At 58.4% G+C, this 18,467-nt stretch carries 13 protein-coding genes and 4 pseudogenes; 3 read left to right on the forward strand and 14 right to left on the reverse strand.

What is annotated here, in order from left to right; translation table 11 throughout:
* Nucleotides 1–250: 250 nt before the first annotated feature.
* The 5 genes and pseudogenes from EOB49_RS37800 to queC all read right to left on the reverse strand — a co-directional run.
* Nucleotides 251–447: pseudogene (locus EOB49_RS37800) on the reverse strand (7-carboxy-7-deazaguanine synthase QueE); the annotation flags it as partial.
* A gap of 160 nt (nt 448–607) precedes the next feature.
* Complete coding sequence (locus EOB49_RS21450; protein WP_126063825.1) at nt 608–1,360, reverse strand: carbonic anhydrase; 753 nt, start codon at nt 1,358–1,360, stop codon at nt 608–610.
* A 770-nt stretch (nt 1,361–2,130) separates the two neighbouring features.
* On the reverse strand, nt 2,131–2,856 hold the full coding sequence (queE, locus tag EOB49_RS21455) for a 7-carboxy-7-deazaguanine synthase QueE (RefSeq protein WP_164752747.1): 726 nt from the start codon (nt 2,854–2,856) through the stop codon (nt 2,131–2,133).
* A 5-nt stretch (nt 2,857–2,861) separates the two neighbouring features.
* Nucleotides 2,862–3,218: a 6-carboxytetrahydropterin synthase QueD gene (gene queD, locus EOB49_RS21460; RefSeq protein ID WP_126063824.1), complete on the reverse strand. Its 357-nt coding sequence runs from the start codon at nt 3,216–3,218 to the stop codon at nt 2,862–2,864.
* Nucleotides 3,218–3,916 carry a 7-cyano-7-deazaguanine synthase QueC gene (gene queC, locus EOB49_RS21465; RefSeq protein ID WP_063170389.1) on the reverse strand — a complete coding sequence of 233 codons (699 nt, stop codon included), beginning with the start codon at nt 3,914–3,916 and terminating at the stop codon, nt 3,218–3,220. The genes queD and queC overlap by 1 nt, the downstream gene beginning before the upstream one ends.
* Nucleotides 3,917–4,408: 492 nt before the next feature.
* Here queC and EOB49_RS21470 point away from each other — a divergent pair.
* Nucleotides 4,409–4,526, forward strand: a pseudogene (locus tag EOB49_RS21470) (transposase); the annotation flags it as partial.
* 13 nt (nt 4,527–4,539) lie between these two features.
* Here the strand turns inward: EOB49_RS21470 and EOB49_RS21475 are convergent.
* The 3 genes and pseudogenes from EOB49_RS21475 to hisC all read right to left on the reverse strand — a co-directional run bounded on the left by EOB49_RS21475 (nt 4,540) and on the right by hisC (nt 8,235).
* Nucleotides 4,540–5,744: pseudogene (locus tag EOB49_RS21475) on the reverse strand (IS3 family transposase).
* A 254-nt stretch (nt 5,745–5,998) separates the two neighbouring features.
* Nucleotides 5,999–7,033, reverse strand: a complete 1,035-nt coding sequence (locus EOB49_RS21480) for an LLM class flavin-dependent oxidoreductase (RefSeq protein WP_095484287.1) — start codon at nt 7,031–7,033, stop codon at nt 5,999–6,001.
* 47 nt (nt 7,034–7,080) lie between these two features.
* Nucleotides 7,081–8,235 carry a histidinol-phosphate transaminase gene (gene hisC, locus EOB49_RS21485; protein ID WP_127331192.1) on the reverse strand — a complete coding sequence of 385 codons (1,155 nt, stop codon included), beginning with the start codon at nt 8,233–8,235 and terminating at the stop codon, nt 7,081–7,083.
* Between the two features lie 2,318 nt (nt 8,236–10,553).
* Here hisC and EOB49_RS21495 point away from each other — a divergent pair.
* Together EOB49_RS21495 and rpoN are read left to right on the forward strand one after the other, a co-directional pair.
* Nucleotides 10,554–11,087 (forward strand): peroxiredoxin, encoded by a 534-nt coding sequence (locus EOB49_RS21495; RefSeq protein WP_024505252.1) that lies wholly within the window; start codon nt 10,554–10,556, stop codon nt 11,085–11,087.
* A gap of 68 nt (nt 11,088–11,155) precedes the next feature.
* Entirely contained in the window at nt 11,156–12,589 is a 1,434-nt protein-coding gene (rpoN, locus tag EOB49_RS21500) for an RNA polymerase factor sigma-54 (protein WP_127382167.1), read from the forward strand.
* On the opposite strand, the gene EOB49_RS21505 is transcribed toward rpoN, so the two are convergent.
* From EOB49_RS21505 to EOB49_RS21525, 6 genes and pseudogenes are all read right to left on the reverse strand, one after another.
* Nucleotides 12,586–13,212, reverse strand: coding sequence for a nitrogen fixation protein NifQ (locus tag EOB49_RS21505; protein WP_127382168.1), 627 nt, complete (start codon nt 13,210–13,212; stop codon nt 12,586–12,588). The two genes, rpoN and EOB49_RS21505, sit on opposite strands and share 4 nt — an antisense overlap.
* Complete coding sequence (locus EOB49_RS21510; RefSeq protein WP_024505249.1) at nt 13,199–14,251, reverse strand: LLM class flavin-dependent oxidoreductase; 1,053 nt, start codon at nt 14,249–14,251, stop codon at nt 13,199–13,201. The genes EOB49_RS21505 and EOB49_RS21510 overlap by 14 nt, the downstream gene beginning before the upstream one ends.
* A 138-nt stretch (nt 14,252–14,389) precedes the next feature.
* Nucleotides 14,390–15,991: an SDR family oxidoreductase gene (locus EOB49_RS21515; RefSeq protein WP_063169384.1), complete on the reverse strand. Its 1,602-nt coding sequence runs from the start codon at nt 15,989–15,991 to the stop codon at nt 14,390–14,392.
* A 148-nt stretch (nt 15,992–16,139) separates the two neighbouring features.
* Nucleotides 16,140–16,727, reverse strand: a complete 588-nt coding sequence (locus tag EOB49_RS21520) for a nuclear transport factor 2 family protein (protein WP_245463580.1) — start codon at nt 16,725–16,727, stop codon at nt 16,140–16,142.
* Nucleotides 16,728–16,865: 138 nt separating this feature from the next.
* Nucleotides 16,866–16,988 (reverse strand): annotated as a pseudogene (locus EOB49_RS37805) (ferredoxin); the annotation flags it as partial.
* 29 nt (nt 16,989–17,017) lie between these two features.
* Nucleotides 17,018–18,196, reverse strand: a complete 1,179-nt coding sequence (locus EOB49_RS21525; RefSeq protein ID WP_164781757.1) for a cytochrome P450 — start codon at nt 18,194–18,196, stop codon at nt 17,018–17,020.
* Nucleotides 18,197–18,467: the final 271 nt, after the last annotated feature.

The raw sequence follows: 18,467 nt of genomic DNA on the forward strand, positions 1-18,467 counted from the left end.
GAGAGGTTAGTGTCGCGGCAGCTTGCAGATCTGCCCACGGGGCCGCCACGATCGCAAAGTGTGTACAAAAGCGCCCTCTCTGCCGAACTGAACAGTGCTCACGGCCATAGCCTCGGATGAGCCCGACTGGCTTGACCTCTGCATGATGAGAGCAGCTTTTACACCAGGTGCGCAGCACATGTCTTTAACGAACGCATCGTCTTCAAGAATATAGAGAGCAATTCGGAAAACCGAGTAGTTGGCGGCGAAGCTAGGAGAAGGTATACACCACCCTCTTGTTACCCCAGAGTAGAACGTGCAGCTGCGGCAAGACGCGGGCTTCGAACCACCTGTCGCTGGTCACCTTTTCTACCAGCGATTCCATGCGCATCATATTCCGTCGGACTCGACAGAGACGTCTTCATTACCACGGCGGGGCGGCGTGTGATTGCCGGGTTGCAGACAAACCTCGCCGCGACGTCTTTGGGACGAGTGGTGTCGGCACCGAATCCCTATCATTTAGACTAGCCAGCTTGGGGAGCGCCGTCAGACCGCCAGACCGGAAGAGGAGGCTTCGCGCCAACTTGTGCCAAGAATGTTGGACCGTGCGGAACCGCTGGGGCGGCGCTCAACTCTGGCGCAGGATGAAGCGTCGATTGGGTGAATGAATAGGGCGCGCGTTCGACGGGTAGAGGGAGGCAAATCGCTGGATGTCTGCCGGATCAACGTCAACCGGTTCCATCGCCACCATCCACTCGACGTTTTCGGTGCACGGCGGCGTCGTCAGTGAGCCCTCATAAGTCCAATAGCCAAGCGAGGCTGGCAGAAGCCAGTTGGGATTCACCTCGTCGATCGTCACCTCCCCATTCGGCAGTTCGGGAAAGGCCGCAGCAAGGGCAGCAAAGCTGGCATTTGTCGCGCCGGGCGTTAAAAAGACGCCCAGCACGCCCAGAGTACCACTTTGCGTGTCCTTGTGAACGAAATGCACCTCCATCGGGAAGCTCTTGCCCGCCACGTGATGTTCGCTTGGCGCATGGAAATGGAACTGTACCAGTTCGTAGACACGATCGCTGCGGGTCAGCGTGCTGCCTTGTGGCATATTGATTTGAATGGTGTGGCCGTTGTTCACCATATTGCCGCCGCCCTTGTGCCAGCCGATGGCGATATGCGGGATATCCGCCTTGACCGCGCTGTTGATATTGATCGGCGATTGCTGCGTGCCGGCAGAGCATACGAAATTTTCCTTATCCAGATCAGCCCAGTGCTCCGGTCCGACCGGACCGGTGTACCCCCAATGGGCACTGGTCGCTTGGGCGGCTTGAACGCAAATCCGGCATGCGCCGAGCGCAACCAACCCTTTGATCAGGTGACGACGATACATATTACTTTTGCTCCTCTTGCGAACTGATGTTGGTGGCTGCCCTAATGGACGCGTGATGGCCAATCGGCGCGGCCAGTATTGTCCTTTGCAACTGATAGATGCCCGCATGCCTTGGCGTGCTTTCATAAGTGCGGCTGCCGTTTCTCGGCTGGCCGGCTTCTGCAGCCCGCAACGGGAGCAGTTTCAACCAGCTAAACGATAAAAAATTTGAGCAGACCAGCGCTTGACCCCCGCCGCAAAGGCACAGGCGAAGGTGATCACTGCGCGGCTGCCGTTCGCGCCGGAGGCCGCATCGCTATACTTTACACTCGCTGCCCAAGGAGACGCAGGCGACCCTAATACGTTTTCATCGCTACTCCCGACGCAGCCGACCCACGCCACGAAAACGTTGCTATATTTCACGTTGGGCCAGTGAGGAAATCGATCTTCTTTATGGAAGGCATTTGCGCAATGGATGCATTCCCATGCTGACAGTCGTGCGTCAGGCCGGACAATGAGATACATCGATAAGAGCTGGACAAGGATGAGGGGATGACGTGCTTGCGACGGAGCAGGTGGGGCGAGAAGGCCAGTTCTTGCGGATTTCAACTTTGCGTGACGACAGCTCATCGGAGTCAAGGTGACACACGCCGGCAGCGGGGTGTCCGGGCGGTTTCCAGCCGCACAATCGCGAGACCGCTGACGCGAACAAAGCTCGGCTGTACTCGGCACGCGAAGAGAGCCTGCCAAGCCGTTGGAGCCCGGCCTTCCGGTGCGACGCAAGCCGCAGACTAGACCGCCCTCTTGTTACCCCAAAGCAGAACGTGCAGCTGCGGCAACACGCGGGCTTCGAACCACCTGTCGCTAGTCACCCTTTCGACAAGCCATTCCATTCGCATCATTATTCCGTCCAAGTCGACAGAGGCGTCTTCACTGCCAGGGCGCGGCGGCGTGTGATTGCCGGGTTGCAGATAGATCGGAAGGTGCGGATATCTCGCCGCGACTTCTTTGGCGTAGGCATAGTCACTCTCGTCGAAAACGACGAGCTTGAGCACGATTTGCGGCTTCTCTTGCGCCGCTTCGAGGCATGCATCAAACGCAGCCCAACGGGTGGTCATCTCGCTGGACGGCGGCTTTGGGCTAAGGGTCAGCACGTCAAGATCCGCAAACCACTCCCTCACCACGGAACCCTGCGTTTCCAGTGCAAAACGATAGCCCTCGCGATGGCCGCGTTCTATGAGGGGACCGAACGGCTGAATGGCCGGGTTGCCGCCTGACAAGGAGACCATAACCGGCCTGCCGCCGGAAAGCGCATGGACGGTTTGCCACACGGCATCGATCGGCATCGGTAGCCATTCATGGCGATACTGATTGTCCACCGCGTGAAGGCTGTCGCACCATGAACAGCGATAATCACATCCGCCGGTTCTGATGAACACCGTCGGCAAGCCGATGAGCACGCCCTCGCCCTGGATAGTCGGCCCGAATATCTCGCTCACACGGATTGCGGGATGCATGTCGGTCACGGACGGTATTCCGCCCAAGTTTTCGGTGTTTCGCTAACGCGCACGGCCGCGGTCTGCGGCAGACGTGCCTTGCACCATTCATAGAAATGTCTGGCCAGGCATTCCGCCGTGACCTTCTCATGTCCCAGCACGTCGTTGAGGTGCCGATGGTCGAAGCTCTCGTCAATGTAGCGTTTGAGCGGCGCCAGATCGTGATAGTCGCGCACGAAGCCGTGGGCGTCCAGTTCCTTGGCCGACAGCTCCACTACGACGACATAGTTATGCCCGTGCAGGCGCGCGCATTGATGGTTGGGAGGCAAGGAGGTGAGCTGATGCGAGGCCGAGAAGTGGAATTCCTTGGTGATGTGGAACATTACGCGCGCCTCCTGCGCAGCGCCTCAAGCCAGAAATCGGCGTCCTCGTAGTCGGTGGGATCAGCGTGCCCGGCGAGATGGAACGCTTCGCGCCGCTCGACGCAGGTCCCGCATCGTCCGCAGTGACGCACGCCGCCCTTGTAACAGGACCAGGTCTCAGCAAACGGGGTGCCGTATCTTGCGCCATCCGCAACAATGTCAGCTTTTCCGAGATTCACATACGGTGCATAGAGGCGTATCTGCGCATAGCCGTCGAGCGCGCGGTCTTGCATTGTCTGGAAAGCTTCAATGAAGGCCGGACGGCAATCGGGATAGATGAAATGGTCCCCACCATGCACGGCCGCCGCCACCGCTTCGGCGCTGTGGGCGGCGGCGAGACCGAAGGCGATTGCCAACATGATGGCATTGCGGTTCGGCACCACCGTAATCTTCATCGTGTCTTCGGCGTAGTGGCCGTCCGGCACGTCGATACTGCTAGTCAGCGCTGAGCCGGAAAGGCCACGGCCAATTTCGCCGATGTCGATGATCTGGTGCGGGACCTTCAGTCGCTGCGCGCAAAGAGCGGCGAAGCCCAATTCCTTCCTGTGCCGTTGGCCATAGTCGAAAGATAGAAGGCCGGTGAGTTCGTGCTCCGCTGCCACCATGTGAGCAAGGGAAACGGAGTCCAATCCGCCAGAGCAGACGGCGAGAGTCTTCATCATTGGTATCCTTGTTTTGACCGGGTAAGGCTGCGACCGGAGATTTCTCTGCGCCCCCACTACTCCAGCGACTCAGTTTTGTGAACCGGGAGAATTTGCGCTCAGCCCGATTGGAACGGGAGTGCGTCGCGTCCAACACGCGTGATCAATAAAAGTTGAGCGCTTCAGCAGTTTGTTTCGCATCGCGCCAACTTTCGCAATCTGCTGTCGGATCGTCGACTTCGAGACAAGGTGATGTTCGGCCGACATCGGCTGACTCTTAATTAAGCCGCAGAACACATGTTGGCTTTCTGGCCTTCGCTTGTGCGGTTGGCACGACAATTGACATTCTAATTGTGGGGCGGCACACCCCGCCAGCCGAAAGTGGCAGTGAGCTCCTTCAGGCGCAGGTTGATGTGCTGATTATTCGGCGATTTTCCGATCTCGAACCAGAAAGCGAGGGCGACATGGATGCCAGCAAATTTGACATTGGCGACATCCGCCTGGAGAACCCTGCGCGGCGCGATTGAGGCCGCAGGCGAGCCTGCTCTACCTGCCGCCCTACAGTCCCGACTTCAATCCGATTGAGAACGCCTTCGCCCAACCTAAGGCGCTGCTGCGAGCAAAGGCCGACCATCAAGGCTCTATGGGACTGACGTTGCCCCAGCAGTTTTGAGTTCGTTTCCGGCGTGGGTTGTGCCCTGCTGGGCGGGTGAAGCGACGGGCGCTGGCGCGGAGCCTTTGGCATAGCGCAGCGCGAGCGACCGTCGCGGATTGAAGGTGCTGGCGAACTTGGCCGGGGTCTGCCAGGCGATTTGGGAGTGCGGCCGCGCGGTGTTGTAGTCGGCGTGCCACAGGGCGATGGCTACGCGCGCCTGAGCCAGCGAGGTGAACAGCGTCTCGTTGAGCAGTTCATCGCGCAGTCGGCCGTTGAAGCTCTCGATGAAGCCATTCTGCAGCTTGCCGGGCGCAATGTAATGCCATTCGACGCGGTTCTGATCCGCCCAGGAGAGGATGGCGTTCGAGGTGAACTCGCTGCCATTGTCGCTGACGATCATCCTGGGCCGGCCGCGCTAGTGATGAGCCGGTCCAATTCGCGGGCAACCCGCATGCCCGAGAGAGACGTATCAACGATGAGTGCCAGGCACTGTCTCGTGCAGTCGTCGACGACGGCCAGGATGCGGAAGCGGCGCCCGTCGGTGAGCTGGTCCGATACGAAGTCGAGCGACCAGCACTCGTCGGGCCTCAGCGGCACCAGCATTGGCGCCCTGGTCCCGATCGCCCGCTTGCGGCCGCCACGGCGGCGAACGGCGAGCTTCTCCTCCCGATAGAGCCGGAACAGCTTCTTGTGGTTCACGACCAGGCCCTCCCGCCTCAGCATCACGAGAAGACGCCGGTAGCCGAACCGGCGACGCTCCTGCGCGATCGCCTTCATCCGCTCGCGAACCTCCCGGTCGTCCGGCCTGCTGGTCTGGTAGCGAACCGTCATGCGGCAACAGCCGATGGCTTTACACGCCCGCCGTTTGCTCATCCCGAAGCCTTCCTTCAGGCGAGCGACAGCTTTCCGCTTGGCGGCGGGCGTCACCATTTCTTTCCCACAAGGTCCTTCAACGCGGCATTGTCGAGCATGGCGTCGGCCAAAAGCCGCTTCAGGCGCGTGTTCTCGTCCTCCAGCGCCTTCAGGTCGCCGAGCCTCGGTGACATCCATCCCGCCGAAGCGGGCCTTCCAATTGTAGATCGAGGCGTCGCTGACCCCGTGCTTGCGGCACAGATCGCCAACCGATACCCCAGCCTCGTGTTTCTTCAAAATTCCGATGATCTGCTCTTCAGAGAAGCGGCTGCGTTTCATGTCCTGGTCCTCTGGATGGGCCAGAACGAACTTCAAACCGGATTAGATCAGAGGGGCAAGGTCAGGACGCCTCGGCGCGGTCGTCGACCTCTTCACCCCAGCCGAATGTGCCAACTACTTCAAAGCCGCAGGATATGACCTGGATCAGATAGGACGTGCTCCAATGGTTTACACCTGACACAGGAGTCCGGCCCCCACAACCGTTTCGCAATGAGGAGCAGCGCTGCCGCTGCTCCTCCAATCACACGACGGATTCACGATGCGGCAACTCGAGCCATGATTTCGGATCGAATGGCCGATGCGGTGTATAGTGAGGCATCCAGCGGCAAATCCCCAAATGCCAGTTGACACAGAAGATAATTAGCACCTGCCTCTTCCAGCTGATCAAGGAGAGCTTTTCGGACAGAATCTGCCGTTCCCACGACGCACAATTCACTTTCAATTGCTGCATCGAAGTTCAAAGGCAAGTTTGGTGGAGTGGAAATGGCATTTAGTTCGTATAGAAATTTGAAGCTATTGAGCCATCGTTCATAGGCAGGTGCTGCGAGCAAATACGCATCTGTTTCAGAACGCCCTATCACCACCATTCGGAGCAATCCAAGAAATGGCGCTTGCTGGCCAATGTCAGCATCGTGAATTCGGGCGGCGCGGAACGCGTCGGTAACGCTGCGAACAGAAGTGGAAGGTCCGACGCAGGCGATGTTTGCCCCATTCGCAGCGGCCCAGCTAGCCGGCTCGGGTCGATTGGTGGCGATCCATGTCGGCGGATGGGGATATTGGTGAGGTCTCAACGTCAGCGGAACATCTTTCAACTCAAAGTGGCGGCCCTGATAAGAAAGCGTCCCGCCTTTCATCGCATTGATGAGAATCTCACTGGCCTCCGCATACTGTTCTGGTGCTGCTTCTACAGCAACCCCGAAGTATCCCAATTCAGTGGGAGCAGAGCCGCGCCCTATGCCGAGTTCAAGCCTGCCGCCGCTCAACTGATCAAGCATGCAGATCTCCTCGAAGGCACGCAGCGGATGATAGAGCGCAAGTAGCATTACCATGGGACCAACACGAAGACTGCGGGTTCGCTGGGCGACGCTCGCTAAGAACAAATTCGGTGATGGACCTCTGCCATGCGGCGTACAGTGGTGCTCGGCGAGATGATACGCATAAAAGCCATAGCCATCGCACGCTTCTGCTAGGCTCAGCCGATCTGCATATTGTTGTGCGATGTCATCGCCGTTTTCGTCCAGATGATCGAAGATGCCGAAGGTCAGGCCCGAAGCGGAAATTTTCTTCAATTAATTGTTCTCCAAATTACCTATATTTATTCGCTAATCATCATAGCTCACGACATATCATTACTTGGTGCTTGATGTGAATCGACTTCATGCTTGTGAGCACCGCGATTCTTCTTAAAGTTCATACAGACGCGTTCGGCGGCAGCAAGGAATTTGTCCATCTGCTCTGTGGTGCCAATGCTGACGCGAATACAGTTCTTCAAATCTACGTCAGGAAAGCTGGCGATGAGGATCGCCTGCTCTTTCAACGCGGCTTGCCAGCATGAGCCCTCCTGTCCCGCCGGCACACGGGCCAGCAAAAAGTTTGCGTGGGAGGGTGTTACGGAAAAGCCAAGTTGCAACAGCGCCAGGGTCACTCGCTGTCGTTCATGCTTGATGTGCCTGTGGTTCTCTTCGTAGGCGTGGCGATGCGCAAGAATGCTTTTCCCGACCGCCTGCCCGATCACGTTCATGTTGAAGACATTCTGGATGTTGCGCAGCCTGCCAATGATTTCTGGGTGACCGAAACCGAAGCCGACTCGCACGCCAGCGGCAGCATAGCTCTTTGAAAAAGTCCTCAAGATCAAAAGATTCGGATGTCTATTGACGAGGCGCAGGGCATTGTCGGGTGCGAAGTCAACGTAGGCCTCATCCAAGACGACCAAGCGATCTGCTTGCTCCACAAGGCGTTCGATTTCGGCCACCGGCACGAATGTTCCGGTCGGATTGTTCGGATTAGCCAACAGAATGAACTTCGCGTCTTTTGCGGGGCCGGACAGCAGTTTTTCTATCGGCAGGGGATGAGCTTCGCTCGATGCGATTTCGAGAAACTCGGCACCCTGCAACATGGCAAGTTTACGGTTGAACGAAAATCCGGGCGACAGCATTGCCACTCTATCTCCTGGGGCGAGGAAAGCTCTGTAGATGAGTCCGAGCAGCTCCGACGAACCGTTGCCGGCAATCACCTGATCTTTGGAAAATCCGTAAGCATCGGAGGCAGCTGCCCTTAAGCTGAGATTGTCGTCTTCCGGATAAAGATACTGGTGTTCGATCGCAGCAATTGCACTTTGCATTACGCTCTTCGGCAACGGAAACGGGTTCTCGTTCGTATTTAGCTTAACGCAATTTGCATCCGTCGCTGGTCCGTTGGACGAGAGAGCATCTAATTTGCTGGCCACCGGCGAAAAAAGAGAAAGCACGGTCTTCAGTTTTGCATCGCACATGTTCTTCTCCGTTTTTCAGTCCCGCAGGGCATGTGACATGAGGCAATAGTTGATCGTGACTTGATCGACGTTCGGCTATATCAGCGCTGCCTTCCCACCCTGGTGGGGATCGCCGACCACGGTTTGGATTTGACACCGGGAAGCTGTCGAGAACCTGATGACGACCCAACGTGTGGCCGACGGCCGATTCGGCGCAACAGACGGTGTTTCAACATCGCATCGTCCTCAAAGCCGCATGCAGGGCCTGCACGACAGCCCGTCTCCAGCGCCCGCAGATAGGTGGAAGCCGAAGTCTTGCCGAACCTCAGTTGCTCTGCCACCTTGGCCCACCGGACTGCCCTGTTTATGGGTCAGGCGCAGGATATCTCTGACGCTCGTTCGTCTTGCTTGCTTCCGTCTTGGCATGGGCTCTCTCGGTTTGCTGATGAGAGAGCCAAATACCGGCTCATCTGAGCATGAGACGCAGGCCTGACGATATGGAGCGTCGCTGGTGGCGCGCGTAGCCAAGAGGGTTCGCCTCGGTGGCGGGGCATGCAAGACGGCGCACCTCCTTAGCCATCCTGTCCCATCGTCTCAGATCGTGAGGCGCACCTTATAGTCGGTGAGGAGATCTTGCAGGGTCAGGTTACGCCCTAGCGCTTAAGGTTGTTGGTCGCACCGAGCAAGCGCGGGACCTGTCGACGGACAACAGCGGTGCCACTGCCGGCACTAGGTCGTCCAGCATCACAGTGAACCGCGTACGTAGTATTTTGTCGTAGGCGGCATTCTGGATAGCCGGATACGGGCTCTTCACCCGCTGCACCACCGATTGCGGGATGATGTCGCGAGAAACATTCACGGATTTCGTGAAAAAAGTGTACCCGCCGAAGAGCCCCACTCGCGGGGGCGGTGCAGCACCACCTCGGTGTCACTGCTCGTGTTCATGCGATGGACTAGGCCGGCCAGCTGTTGACGCAGCTCGCGGTAGTTGTAAGTCTCACCCGAGTAGACGAGCACCAAGTCAGGTCGGCCATCCTCCTGGAGCATCCTCGGCTGGCGGCCGCCCTGATATCGATGATTGCCAGGCGGTGGTGTCCCAGCGCCGCAGGCCCGCCGATCCAAGTCCCCTCGTCGTCCGGACCGTGGTTCGCTATGGTGGCCGTCATATCGGCAAGCTCCCTTCGCGCATCGGGACCTCCGAGGTCTGGATTGAAGTCGATCCATTCACAGATGCCGCACAGGTTATGTCGCCGCATTTGGGCGAAGCAGATATAAGGCCAGTGGGAAACCATCGAGGCAAAGTGACGGATCTAGCCCAGCTACGATCCGCATCCGACATTGTCGGACATCGGACAGCACCGCGATTCGCTGCATAGGAAGCCTGGAGTCGCGATTTCCCCTGGGGGAATCAGCGCATGAAAGGAGAGCTGGGTCGTGTCTGCCGAAATGAGAAATTGCTCCCCCTTATTGCATCACCGAGGAATGTTACCCAGCGCGATAGACGGACATGCCCTATCTCCCCCCGTTGCAGCTGAGGGAGATAGGGGCCAGCTCTTCATTCAACCCTCATGGAGGATGATCAGCCCAGCCATTTCCATGCGCCGGCCTTCACAAGCCGTGCACCATTCAGGTTCTTTTCCTTGAAGCGCGACGATCCTTGTCAGACGTCGCAACACTTGCTGCCGAGAGCACGAGCTCTTCCTCGAGCATGCCTTGATCTGCGCCTCGAACGGCTCGCACATGCTGGGTTTCAACGACTTCGCAGAGGTTGATATTCTGCAGTGACTTCGTCTCGCTGCTGCACGGCATTGACGCTGGGAGCCATGCTCGCGTGGCGCAATTGTGCTGAAGCCGGTGCCCACGGCAACGTTTCTTAACCCGCCCCAGATCCTGGCGTTTGGCTATTTCCGACATTCGTGTCCGGCTTCGGACAAAGGCCGGGTTTGCCGAACGGAGTCGCACCCAATTTCCAGTGCTGCTTGAGCAATAATATCGACCGGCATTACTGCACAACACGAAAGTTGCTGCAAAAACCGAAGTGAACCCAAGGCATCGGGTCAATTGGCATGGCGCTTGCGACTCGGTCGATAGAACGCAGTCAAAATCACGGTTGCAGACCATGCCTACCTCTCAAAGCTCGATAAAGCACGCGAGCAAAATTCCCCGTCTCCGCGGAAGCTCGTCGCCGTTAAACGTGCCTGCTCGGGGGCGGTCTTGCACAAGACCGGTCCGAGGCAACCACGCCAAGGCGCGAGGCTGCCGGAACTGTCGACCGAAGTCGATGCCGCTTCAGTTTAACCGAAAAATGCACCGTACCACTTTGGCCTGGAAGCAAATCAATGACCTATAGAAAGAACGTTCCTCTCGTGACCTTTCGCACGCGTGTTCGCGATGAGTCGATCGGGGGGCCAAATCCTTATCGGTGGGAGAACAAGACCTCCGACGATTATTTCGGGGGCAAGCGCATCATCCTGTTCTCGCTGCCTGGCGCCTTCACCCCGACCTGCTCGACCTTCCAACTGCCCGATTTCGAAAAACTCTATGATCAATTTCTGGAACTGCGAATTGACGCGATCTACTGCGTCTCGGTCAACGATGCTTTCGTCATGAATGCGTGGGGAAAGTCCTTGGGGCTGCAGAAGATCGAGCTGATCCCAGACGGGTCGGGCGAGTTCACGCGCAAAATGGGCATGCTGGTCGCGAAGGACAATCTGGGCTTTGGCATGCGCTCCTGGCGATACGCCGCTCTGATCGACGATGGCGTGGTGGAGCAGTGGTTCGAGGAGGAAGGCTTCTGTGACAACTGCGAGACGGACCCCTATGGCGTTTCATCCCCGCAAAACGTTCTCGACAAATTGAAGGCGGCGGCATGACCCAGAAGTGGAAAGTCTCACACAACCCAAGCACACACTAGAGCCTCCTCGGCAGATCACGGTTCAACATGCATCTCTCAGCAAGCCTGCTTCAACGCCAGAAGCAACGTATGGTCTTATCGCCTCAAGCCATTGAAGCTATTCGCTTGCTGCGATTGACGCATACTGAACTCCATCAGCTCGTGCAGCAGGCACTCGAGAAGAACCCCGTTTTGAAGCCTGACCCGTTTGACGACGATTCGCCGCTGCCAGGGGTGGATCAGCGGAGCAGTCAAAGCAGAAGCGAAATCGGCGAATCGCCCATTGGCGGGCCGTCTGGCGGGCGCGGGCAATGGAAGTCGCAACGCAGTAGCGGCAACGATCGACCTGCCGTCGAGGAGTTTACCGCCCACACCGAAACATTGCACGACCATGTCGCCCGCCAGGTCGCCCTCACCCCGTTCACCCCCCAGGAGCGGCTGATTGCCGGACAGCTCGCCGCTCATCTGGAGGACACTGGCTATCTTCAGGTAAACCTTTTCGATCTGGCCAGGAGGTTAAACGTTCGGCAAGCTGATGTGGAACGGGTCATCGGAATCTTGCAGCAATTTGATCCGCCGGGCATTTTTGCGCGAACTCTCAGCGAATGCCTGGAGATTCAGCTGCGCCAGCAAGACCGGTTCGACCCGGCTATGGCAGCTTTGGTCGCCAATCTCGAGATGCTTGCACGGGGGGATTTTCAGGGATTGAAGCAGCGTTGCGGAGTCGACGAGGAGGATCTCCTCGACATGAGGAACGAAATCCGCGCGCTCGATCCCAAGCCTGGAGACCGGTTCCAGTCCGGGACGCCGGAAACCATCGTACCGGACGTCTGGGTAATGCCCTCGTCCGAAGGTGGATGGCGGGTGGAGCTTGATCCGGCCACGCTGCCCAAAGTGTTGATTAACCAAACCTATGTCGCCGAAATCTCGCAGCTGACCAAGCAAAATCCGGAAGGCAAAGCGTTTCTCGACCATTGCCAGGAAAAAGGGAACTGGCTGATCAGCTGCCTCGAGCAGCGCGCTAAGACGATCCTTAAGGTTGCGACCGAAATCGTGCGCCAGCAGGATGCCTTTTTTACACACGGCGCCGCCCATCTGCGGCCTCTCTGTCTCAAAAATGTCGCTGACGAGATCGGCATGCACCAGTCGACGGTAAGCCGGGTGGCTTCGAACAGGTACATGTTAACTCCGCGCGGGGTGTTCGAGCTGAAGTATTTTTTCGCTGCGCCAATCGCATCCTGCGAGGGCGGCGATGCGCACTCCGCCAAAGCTGTCCGCCATCGGATCAAGGCAATCATAGCCGAAGAATCGCTCGACAAGGTACATTCCGACGAAGACATCGTTGCTCAACTCAAGGAGACCGGCATCGATGTCGCTCGCCGTACCGTCACCAAATATCGCGAGGCGATGAACATCCCTTCCTCCATACGACGGCGCCGCGATAAGCGTTTGTCCGCAGCTGCGATCAAGCGAAGTGACTAACCGACATTCGTGGTCGGCGAGAGGCAACTCTCAACTTCCTCCGGGCCGAAGCAGCTTTCGAAGTCATGGCATTCCCCGCAACTGGGTGCTGTGCATGACGAAAAGCCTTCGGCCTCACACAGCTTGCGGTAAAAGTACTTTTTCCATTTCATGTTTTCTGTGTTGCCTGCCGCCAGCGCGGGAAAATGTCTGGCAAGCAGGCGGCTGAGCTCAGCGCGATTTGAGAGGCCAAGATCCCGCCAAAGATGGTCCATGCGCATCGCACGCCGGGCGATGATCTTGGCCAAGCGGCCGCTCGCCGGGTCGGCCGGCGCAGCATGCGCTAGCAGCAGCCGGCGTAGCAGCTCCTCTTCCAGTTCCGGCTCGGGCTCGCTCAACTCCTCCAAAGCGAATACGCTGCTGGAGGTAGACGGGAAAGTTGCGGCCAAGACATCACGCAATTCGACAGACGAAAGGCCTGTCCCCTCCGTCGCCAACACCTCGCCCGCCTGGACCTCCTCAAGCGAACGTGAATGTACGCAGGGCAGCACATGCTGATCGAAGCTCCTCCCTAGCTCGGACCCACGCCATTGCGCGCTGGATAGGCAGCCATCATCGTAACGGCCGGCTTCAGCTTCCGGCATGACAAAGCGCCTTGTTGACCGCAGGGATGATCTTGTCGCCCCAGAGCTCGATCTGGCGCAGCATCGTCTTTTGGTCGAAGTCGCCCAATTGAGTCTGAACTGCGATCTGGTCCGGTTTCAAGATATCGATCTCTTCCAGCAGGCGATCAATCACGCGATTTACGCTGCCAATCGGCAAATTTTTGCGCATGGTCTCGAAGGACAGATCCTGCTGGGTCGGTGTCTCCTGCAGCAGGTAGCCATCGTGGCTCTGTTGGCGGCGCTGATGCAGGGCTTCAGAAAGCCGGCGCTGGAAGCGGGCATTGTCGAGATAGCTGTTGATCTCCAACTCGTCGTGGCTGGCATAGCAGCAGCGCAGCAGCGATATCTTGACGTCGGTGACGTTCTTTTCCTCGGATGCCGCCGCCCTCTCGACTGATTCACGCAGTGTGGTCAAAGTCTCTAAGCCGTCGTGGAAGGCTGTGACAAAAAAATTGTGCCCCTCGCGGTAGGCCCGAGCCATCCGTGCGGCTCCGCCAGCGATCCAGATAGGCGGCGTCGGCTGCTGGACTGTGCGGACCGAAATCGCTGTTGGGGGGATCTTCTCATATTGGCCGTCGTGTTCGAAGACGTTTTGGTTGAGGCCCTTGAGAATGATGTCCAGGTATTCCGAAAAGACGGCCGGCGCCTCATCGATGTCCACGCCGAACCGTTCGAACTCGAACTGCTGGTATCCCAAGCCTACGCCGAGCTCGAGACGGCCGTTCGCAACGATGTCGGCGAAGCCGATCTCGGACAGCAGGCGCTGCGGTTGGTAAAGCGGCAGCACGCAGACGGCAGTGCCCAGGCGAATCGTGCTTGTCAAGCCGGCGCAGTGCGCCACCATCATCAGCGGGGATGGTATGAGGCTGTAATTGTTGAAGTGGTGCTCAGCAAACCACGCGGTGTTGAACCCAGCCTGCTCCGAAGCGACGGCCTGTTCGATGGAGTTGCGGATGACGCTTTCTGAGGATTGGTGATAGCCACGCTGGGCGGCCAGAATGAAAGTGGCAAATTCCATGATTTCTCCTCGTTATAGACACGTCAGCCGACCGGGAATGTGCTCGGCATGCACATGCTTGGATCTCAAGCACCTCAGGTGCGTCGTGGAGCCGAGGCTTCATAATGCTCGGCCGGTCGCCCTGCGAAGGCCTGGCAATTAACCTGCCGCCTCCGCAAAACATTCGTCATAGAGCTCGCTGGCGTTTCCCGCATCACCGAACGAGGTCCAGCCGCCGTCCACGTAGAGGATCGAGCCGTTGATGTATGAGGCGTCAGACGAAGCAAGGAAGAACGATGCATCTGCGACGTCTTCTGGCCGTCCCATCCTGCCCATGGGGATGCGTCGTCCGATTGCTGTCAGGTCGATGCGGCCGGCTTTGGCCAACTGAGCAAGTGCGGGCGTGCGGATGTGGCCAGGAGCGACGGTGGCTGTCCGAATTCCGACCGGCCCGAGTTCGGCCGCCATGCAACGGGTCAGCATATCCATCCCCGCCTTGGAGGCGCCGTAGGCATGGCGCGGCGCGAACGGCAGAAAGCTGTCGATCGACCCGAGATTGAGGATCACGCCGCCCGGGCGCATAGCCTTGATCGCTTCGCGCGCGCAGGTGAAGGCGCCGGTAAGGTTGACATCCAGGACGTGTTCGAGCTGTTTCGACAGTTGCTCGATCGCAGGCACAATCCTGTCGGCGGTATCAGCACTATTGACCAGAACATCGATATACCCGAAGCGTCCCCTCAGTTCTTCGAACATCGACACCACATCGCTCTCGACGGCCACGTCCAGCGATTTCGCCAGATGCTTGCCGGGGAGCGATGTAGCCAGCTCTGCCGCTGCAGTGCCATCTTTATCAGCAATCACGACGGTGTCGCCGTTCGCGGCAAAGCGGCGAGCGACGGCCGCGCCAATGCTTTTTGCGCCACCGGTGACGAGCACGATTCGCGCATCTGTGCATTCGGCCGGACAGGAGAGCTCGGCTTGGAGCGCACCATCCACCGGCGGGTGAGCATCCCCCGGCTGGTTGAATGACATCCAGCCTCCGTCGACTGCCAGCACCGAGCCGGTGATGTAGCGCGCCTGCGTGCTGCTCAGAAAACGCACGACCCTGGCGATCTCGTCGGGGCGAGCCAAGCGCCCCATCGGCACGCGGCGGCGTATCGCCGCGAGGTCCATTTTGCCAGCGCGTGCCAGTTCTGTGACCATTGGGGTGCGGACGGAGCCCGGCGCCACCGCCGTGACGCGGATTCCTCGCATAGCCCACTCGCATGCAAGGGACTTTGTCAACGAGATCACGCCAGCTTTCGAGGCTGCGTAGGCGTTGCGCCTGGGATTGCCGACCACGCCCGCCATCGAAGCCACATTGACGATCGCACCGCCCGGCTTCATGCGCCGCGCCGCTTCCCGGGCCATAACGAATGGCCCAATAAGGTTCACTGTCACGCCGCGTCGGAAGGTATCGACAGCGGTGTCGATGATCCTATCCATCGTGGGTCCAACCGCCGCATTGTTGATGAGGACATCGATTTGCGCGAAGCGTGCTTCGACCTGGCCGAAAAGTGAGAGCATGTCTTTCTCTCGCGACACATCGCACTCCAGACCGACGTGCGGCGACCCGAGATCCCGAGCCAGTTCAACCACACCACTGCCCGGAAGGTCCACCGCAACTACAGTGTCTCCGTCCGCGGCAAGGATATCGACCAGGGCACGGCCGATCCCGCCCGCAGCGCCTGTGATGATTACGGTGCGTGCTGCCAGTTTCACGAGAGCTTCTCCACGATGACCGCTTGTGATCTCAGCCCATCAACCTTGGGCGGAATGAAGGGCCGAGCCAAATCGTTGCAGTGACCGCCAGTTGCGGCCCCACACAGATGTCGTTCCCGTAGGGCGCTCATCCTCCATTTCTACCCACTTATGCAGCTCCCAGTTGGGGACCCTCGACGCCATCTTGGTCGGTGGGGATGTGACCCTTGAGCAACTGGTAGATGGGATCGTCTGGATGTGGTGCTCCAATCGGCTGTCGCTGGCCGAACCTATCTGCCTCAAGAATCGCTGGCGGGATTTGCTCCTCAACCCAATCGTAGACGACTGTCCGTTCCGCAATTCGCCACTCGTCCTGCCTCTTCTGAAACAGATCGCAGTAACGGCCGCAAAGCAGCGTCTGACGTATTTCTTGGTCTGTATCCGGTCCGCGTTGCAGCGCGGTGAAATAGCTCTCGACCGCGGCCTCTGCTGAACTGATGAAGTCGATCAGGCTGTTCGTGATTTGATGGATGTTACGGTGCCCCGGCAGACCGAGAGCAAATTGGATGAAGTCCTCTGCCGGTCCGCAATAGGGACCGTGCCTGTCATACGCTTCGGGCCAGTATGCGCTACGCAGCGCCGCCTCATCGGCGCGGTCTATCCCGCGGCAGTACCGATACAGGCAGTTGCGGATCGCCTCTCGGTCACGCAGTTCGGTAATTTTCGCGTGGTCGACAGGGTCTGTCGCGAATTGTATGATTGTTTTGTCCTTCCCGATGCCAGTCTGCACTTTGCGTGTGTCTCTCTCTACAACTGAGTTAGCGGGGGGCTCGTCAACTTCCAGAGCTTGTTCGGGGCAGGCTCGTACCCCTTTTGAGGCAAGCAGTTGCTCCCCATCGGCAACATCAATATCACCGGGCAAGATGTAGCCGGCGTCATCAAGCTTGAAGACTCTCGGCGCCCGCGCCCAGCAGCGCGCATGACCCTGGCATCTGGCTTTATGTACGACGACACGCATAGCGAACTCCAATGTCGTGGGCTGAAACTTCAGGACCAGTCCAGGATCAGATTCTCGATCCCGAACACATGGCCGCCGAAGGTGATAGGTTCAGTCCCTGTCTTGATCCGAAAGGCTGGGATGCGCGCCAGCCACTCCTCCAGGCCAATGACAATCTCCCGCCGGGCAAGGTGTGAGCCAAGACAACGATGGGGACCATAGCCAAAGGCAGCGTGCCGGTTGTCCTCGCGCGCCAGATCGATCTCATTCGGGCATTCGAATTCCGCCGGGTCACGATTGGCAATCATCGTGGCACAGGAAACATAATCTCCCTTGCGGATCGGCGCGCCTTTGAAGTCGACATCCTTCGTTGCCACTCGGATCATCTGAATGGTCGAATAGGCGCGCAGCAATTCTTCCGCAGCGACGGCAATCCGGTCAGGTTCGCTTCGTAGCAATTCCTGATCTTTGGGGTTGCGCGCGAGATGGGCCAAGTCGAAGCATATGGCTGCTGAGACCGTGTCGAGTCCCGCGACGAACACAAGCACGCCGATGCCACGGACTTCTTCGTCACTGAGCAGACGACCCTCGACCTTTGCCTTCACGATGAAGGTCATGAAATCATCGACCGGCTCCTTGCGGCGCTCGGTGGCAAGTTCGTCGATGAAGGCCACGATCGCCCGGGCTGCGGGTGGTCGTTGCTCCTTATCGCCGTGGAGCAGATCTCTAGCCCAGCCGACAAATGTTTCTAGTCCGTTGTCCGAAAGCCCAATAAAGCGAAGGAAGATATTGACCGCGAACGGAACTGCAAAATCCTTCATGATGTCGCAGCTCGTGCCTGATGCGGCGATCCTGTCGATCAGCTTGATCGCTCGTTCCCGGACAGCCGGCTCCAATGCCATTACCCGCTTTGGCGAAAGCAGCGGATTGAGCAGTGAGCGAAAAACACCGTGGAATGGCGGATCGAGCTCAAGCGGGATCATCGGCCAGCTCTCGCCGAGCACAGAGGCGAAGATGCTGCGATGGCTGGAAAACGTTTCGGTGTCCTGCAGCACCCGGCGCTGGTCGCTCGCGCGAGTGATGACCCAGGTACCCCGACCGTCGCGCGTGTTGCTGGTTGAATAAAAGATCGGAGGCCCGGCATGAACGCAAGCAACCGCTGCATGCGGATCCCCGTTAGCGGTCGGCAACATGCCGGGCGACGCAAACAGGTTGAAGTCCCTCACCATTTCGGGCGGGACATGATCTGGAACCGGCCGCGATTTAACCGCGCCAGAATCGAGAGACCGTTCATGAGATGCTGTCGGCATTTGCATGCAATCGTTGGTGCAAGCTCCGTGCCGAATTCGTCTTTCGATAATCCTTGCCGTTTTGCTGGGCAACAGGTGGCGCCTGTGCTGACTTACTGGTCGGGATTGCCACATTCTTGTCCAGCGTCGGACACAGAATGTAGAAAGCTAGACACCGACTTGGAGCAACTCAACTGGTGGGATCGCTAGC

Source organism: Mesorhizobium sp. M7A.F.Ca.MR.148.00.0.0 (genome assembly GCF_003997735.1).
GTDB lineage: Bacteria > Pseudomonadota > Alphaproteobacteria > Rhizobiales > Rhizobiaceae > Mesorhizobium.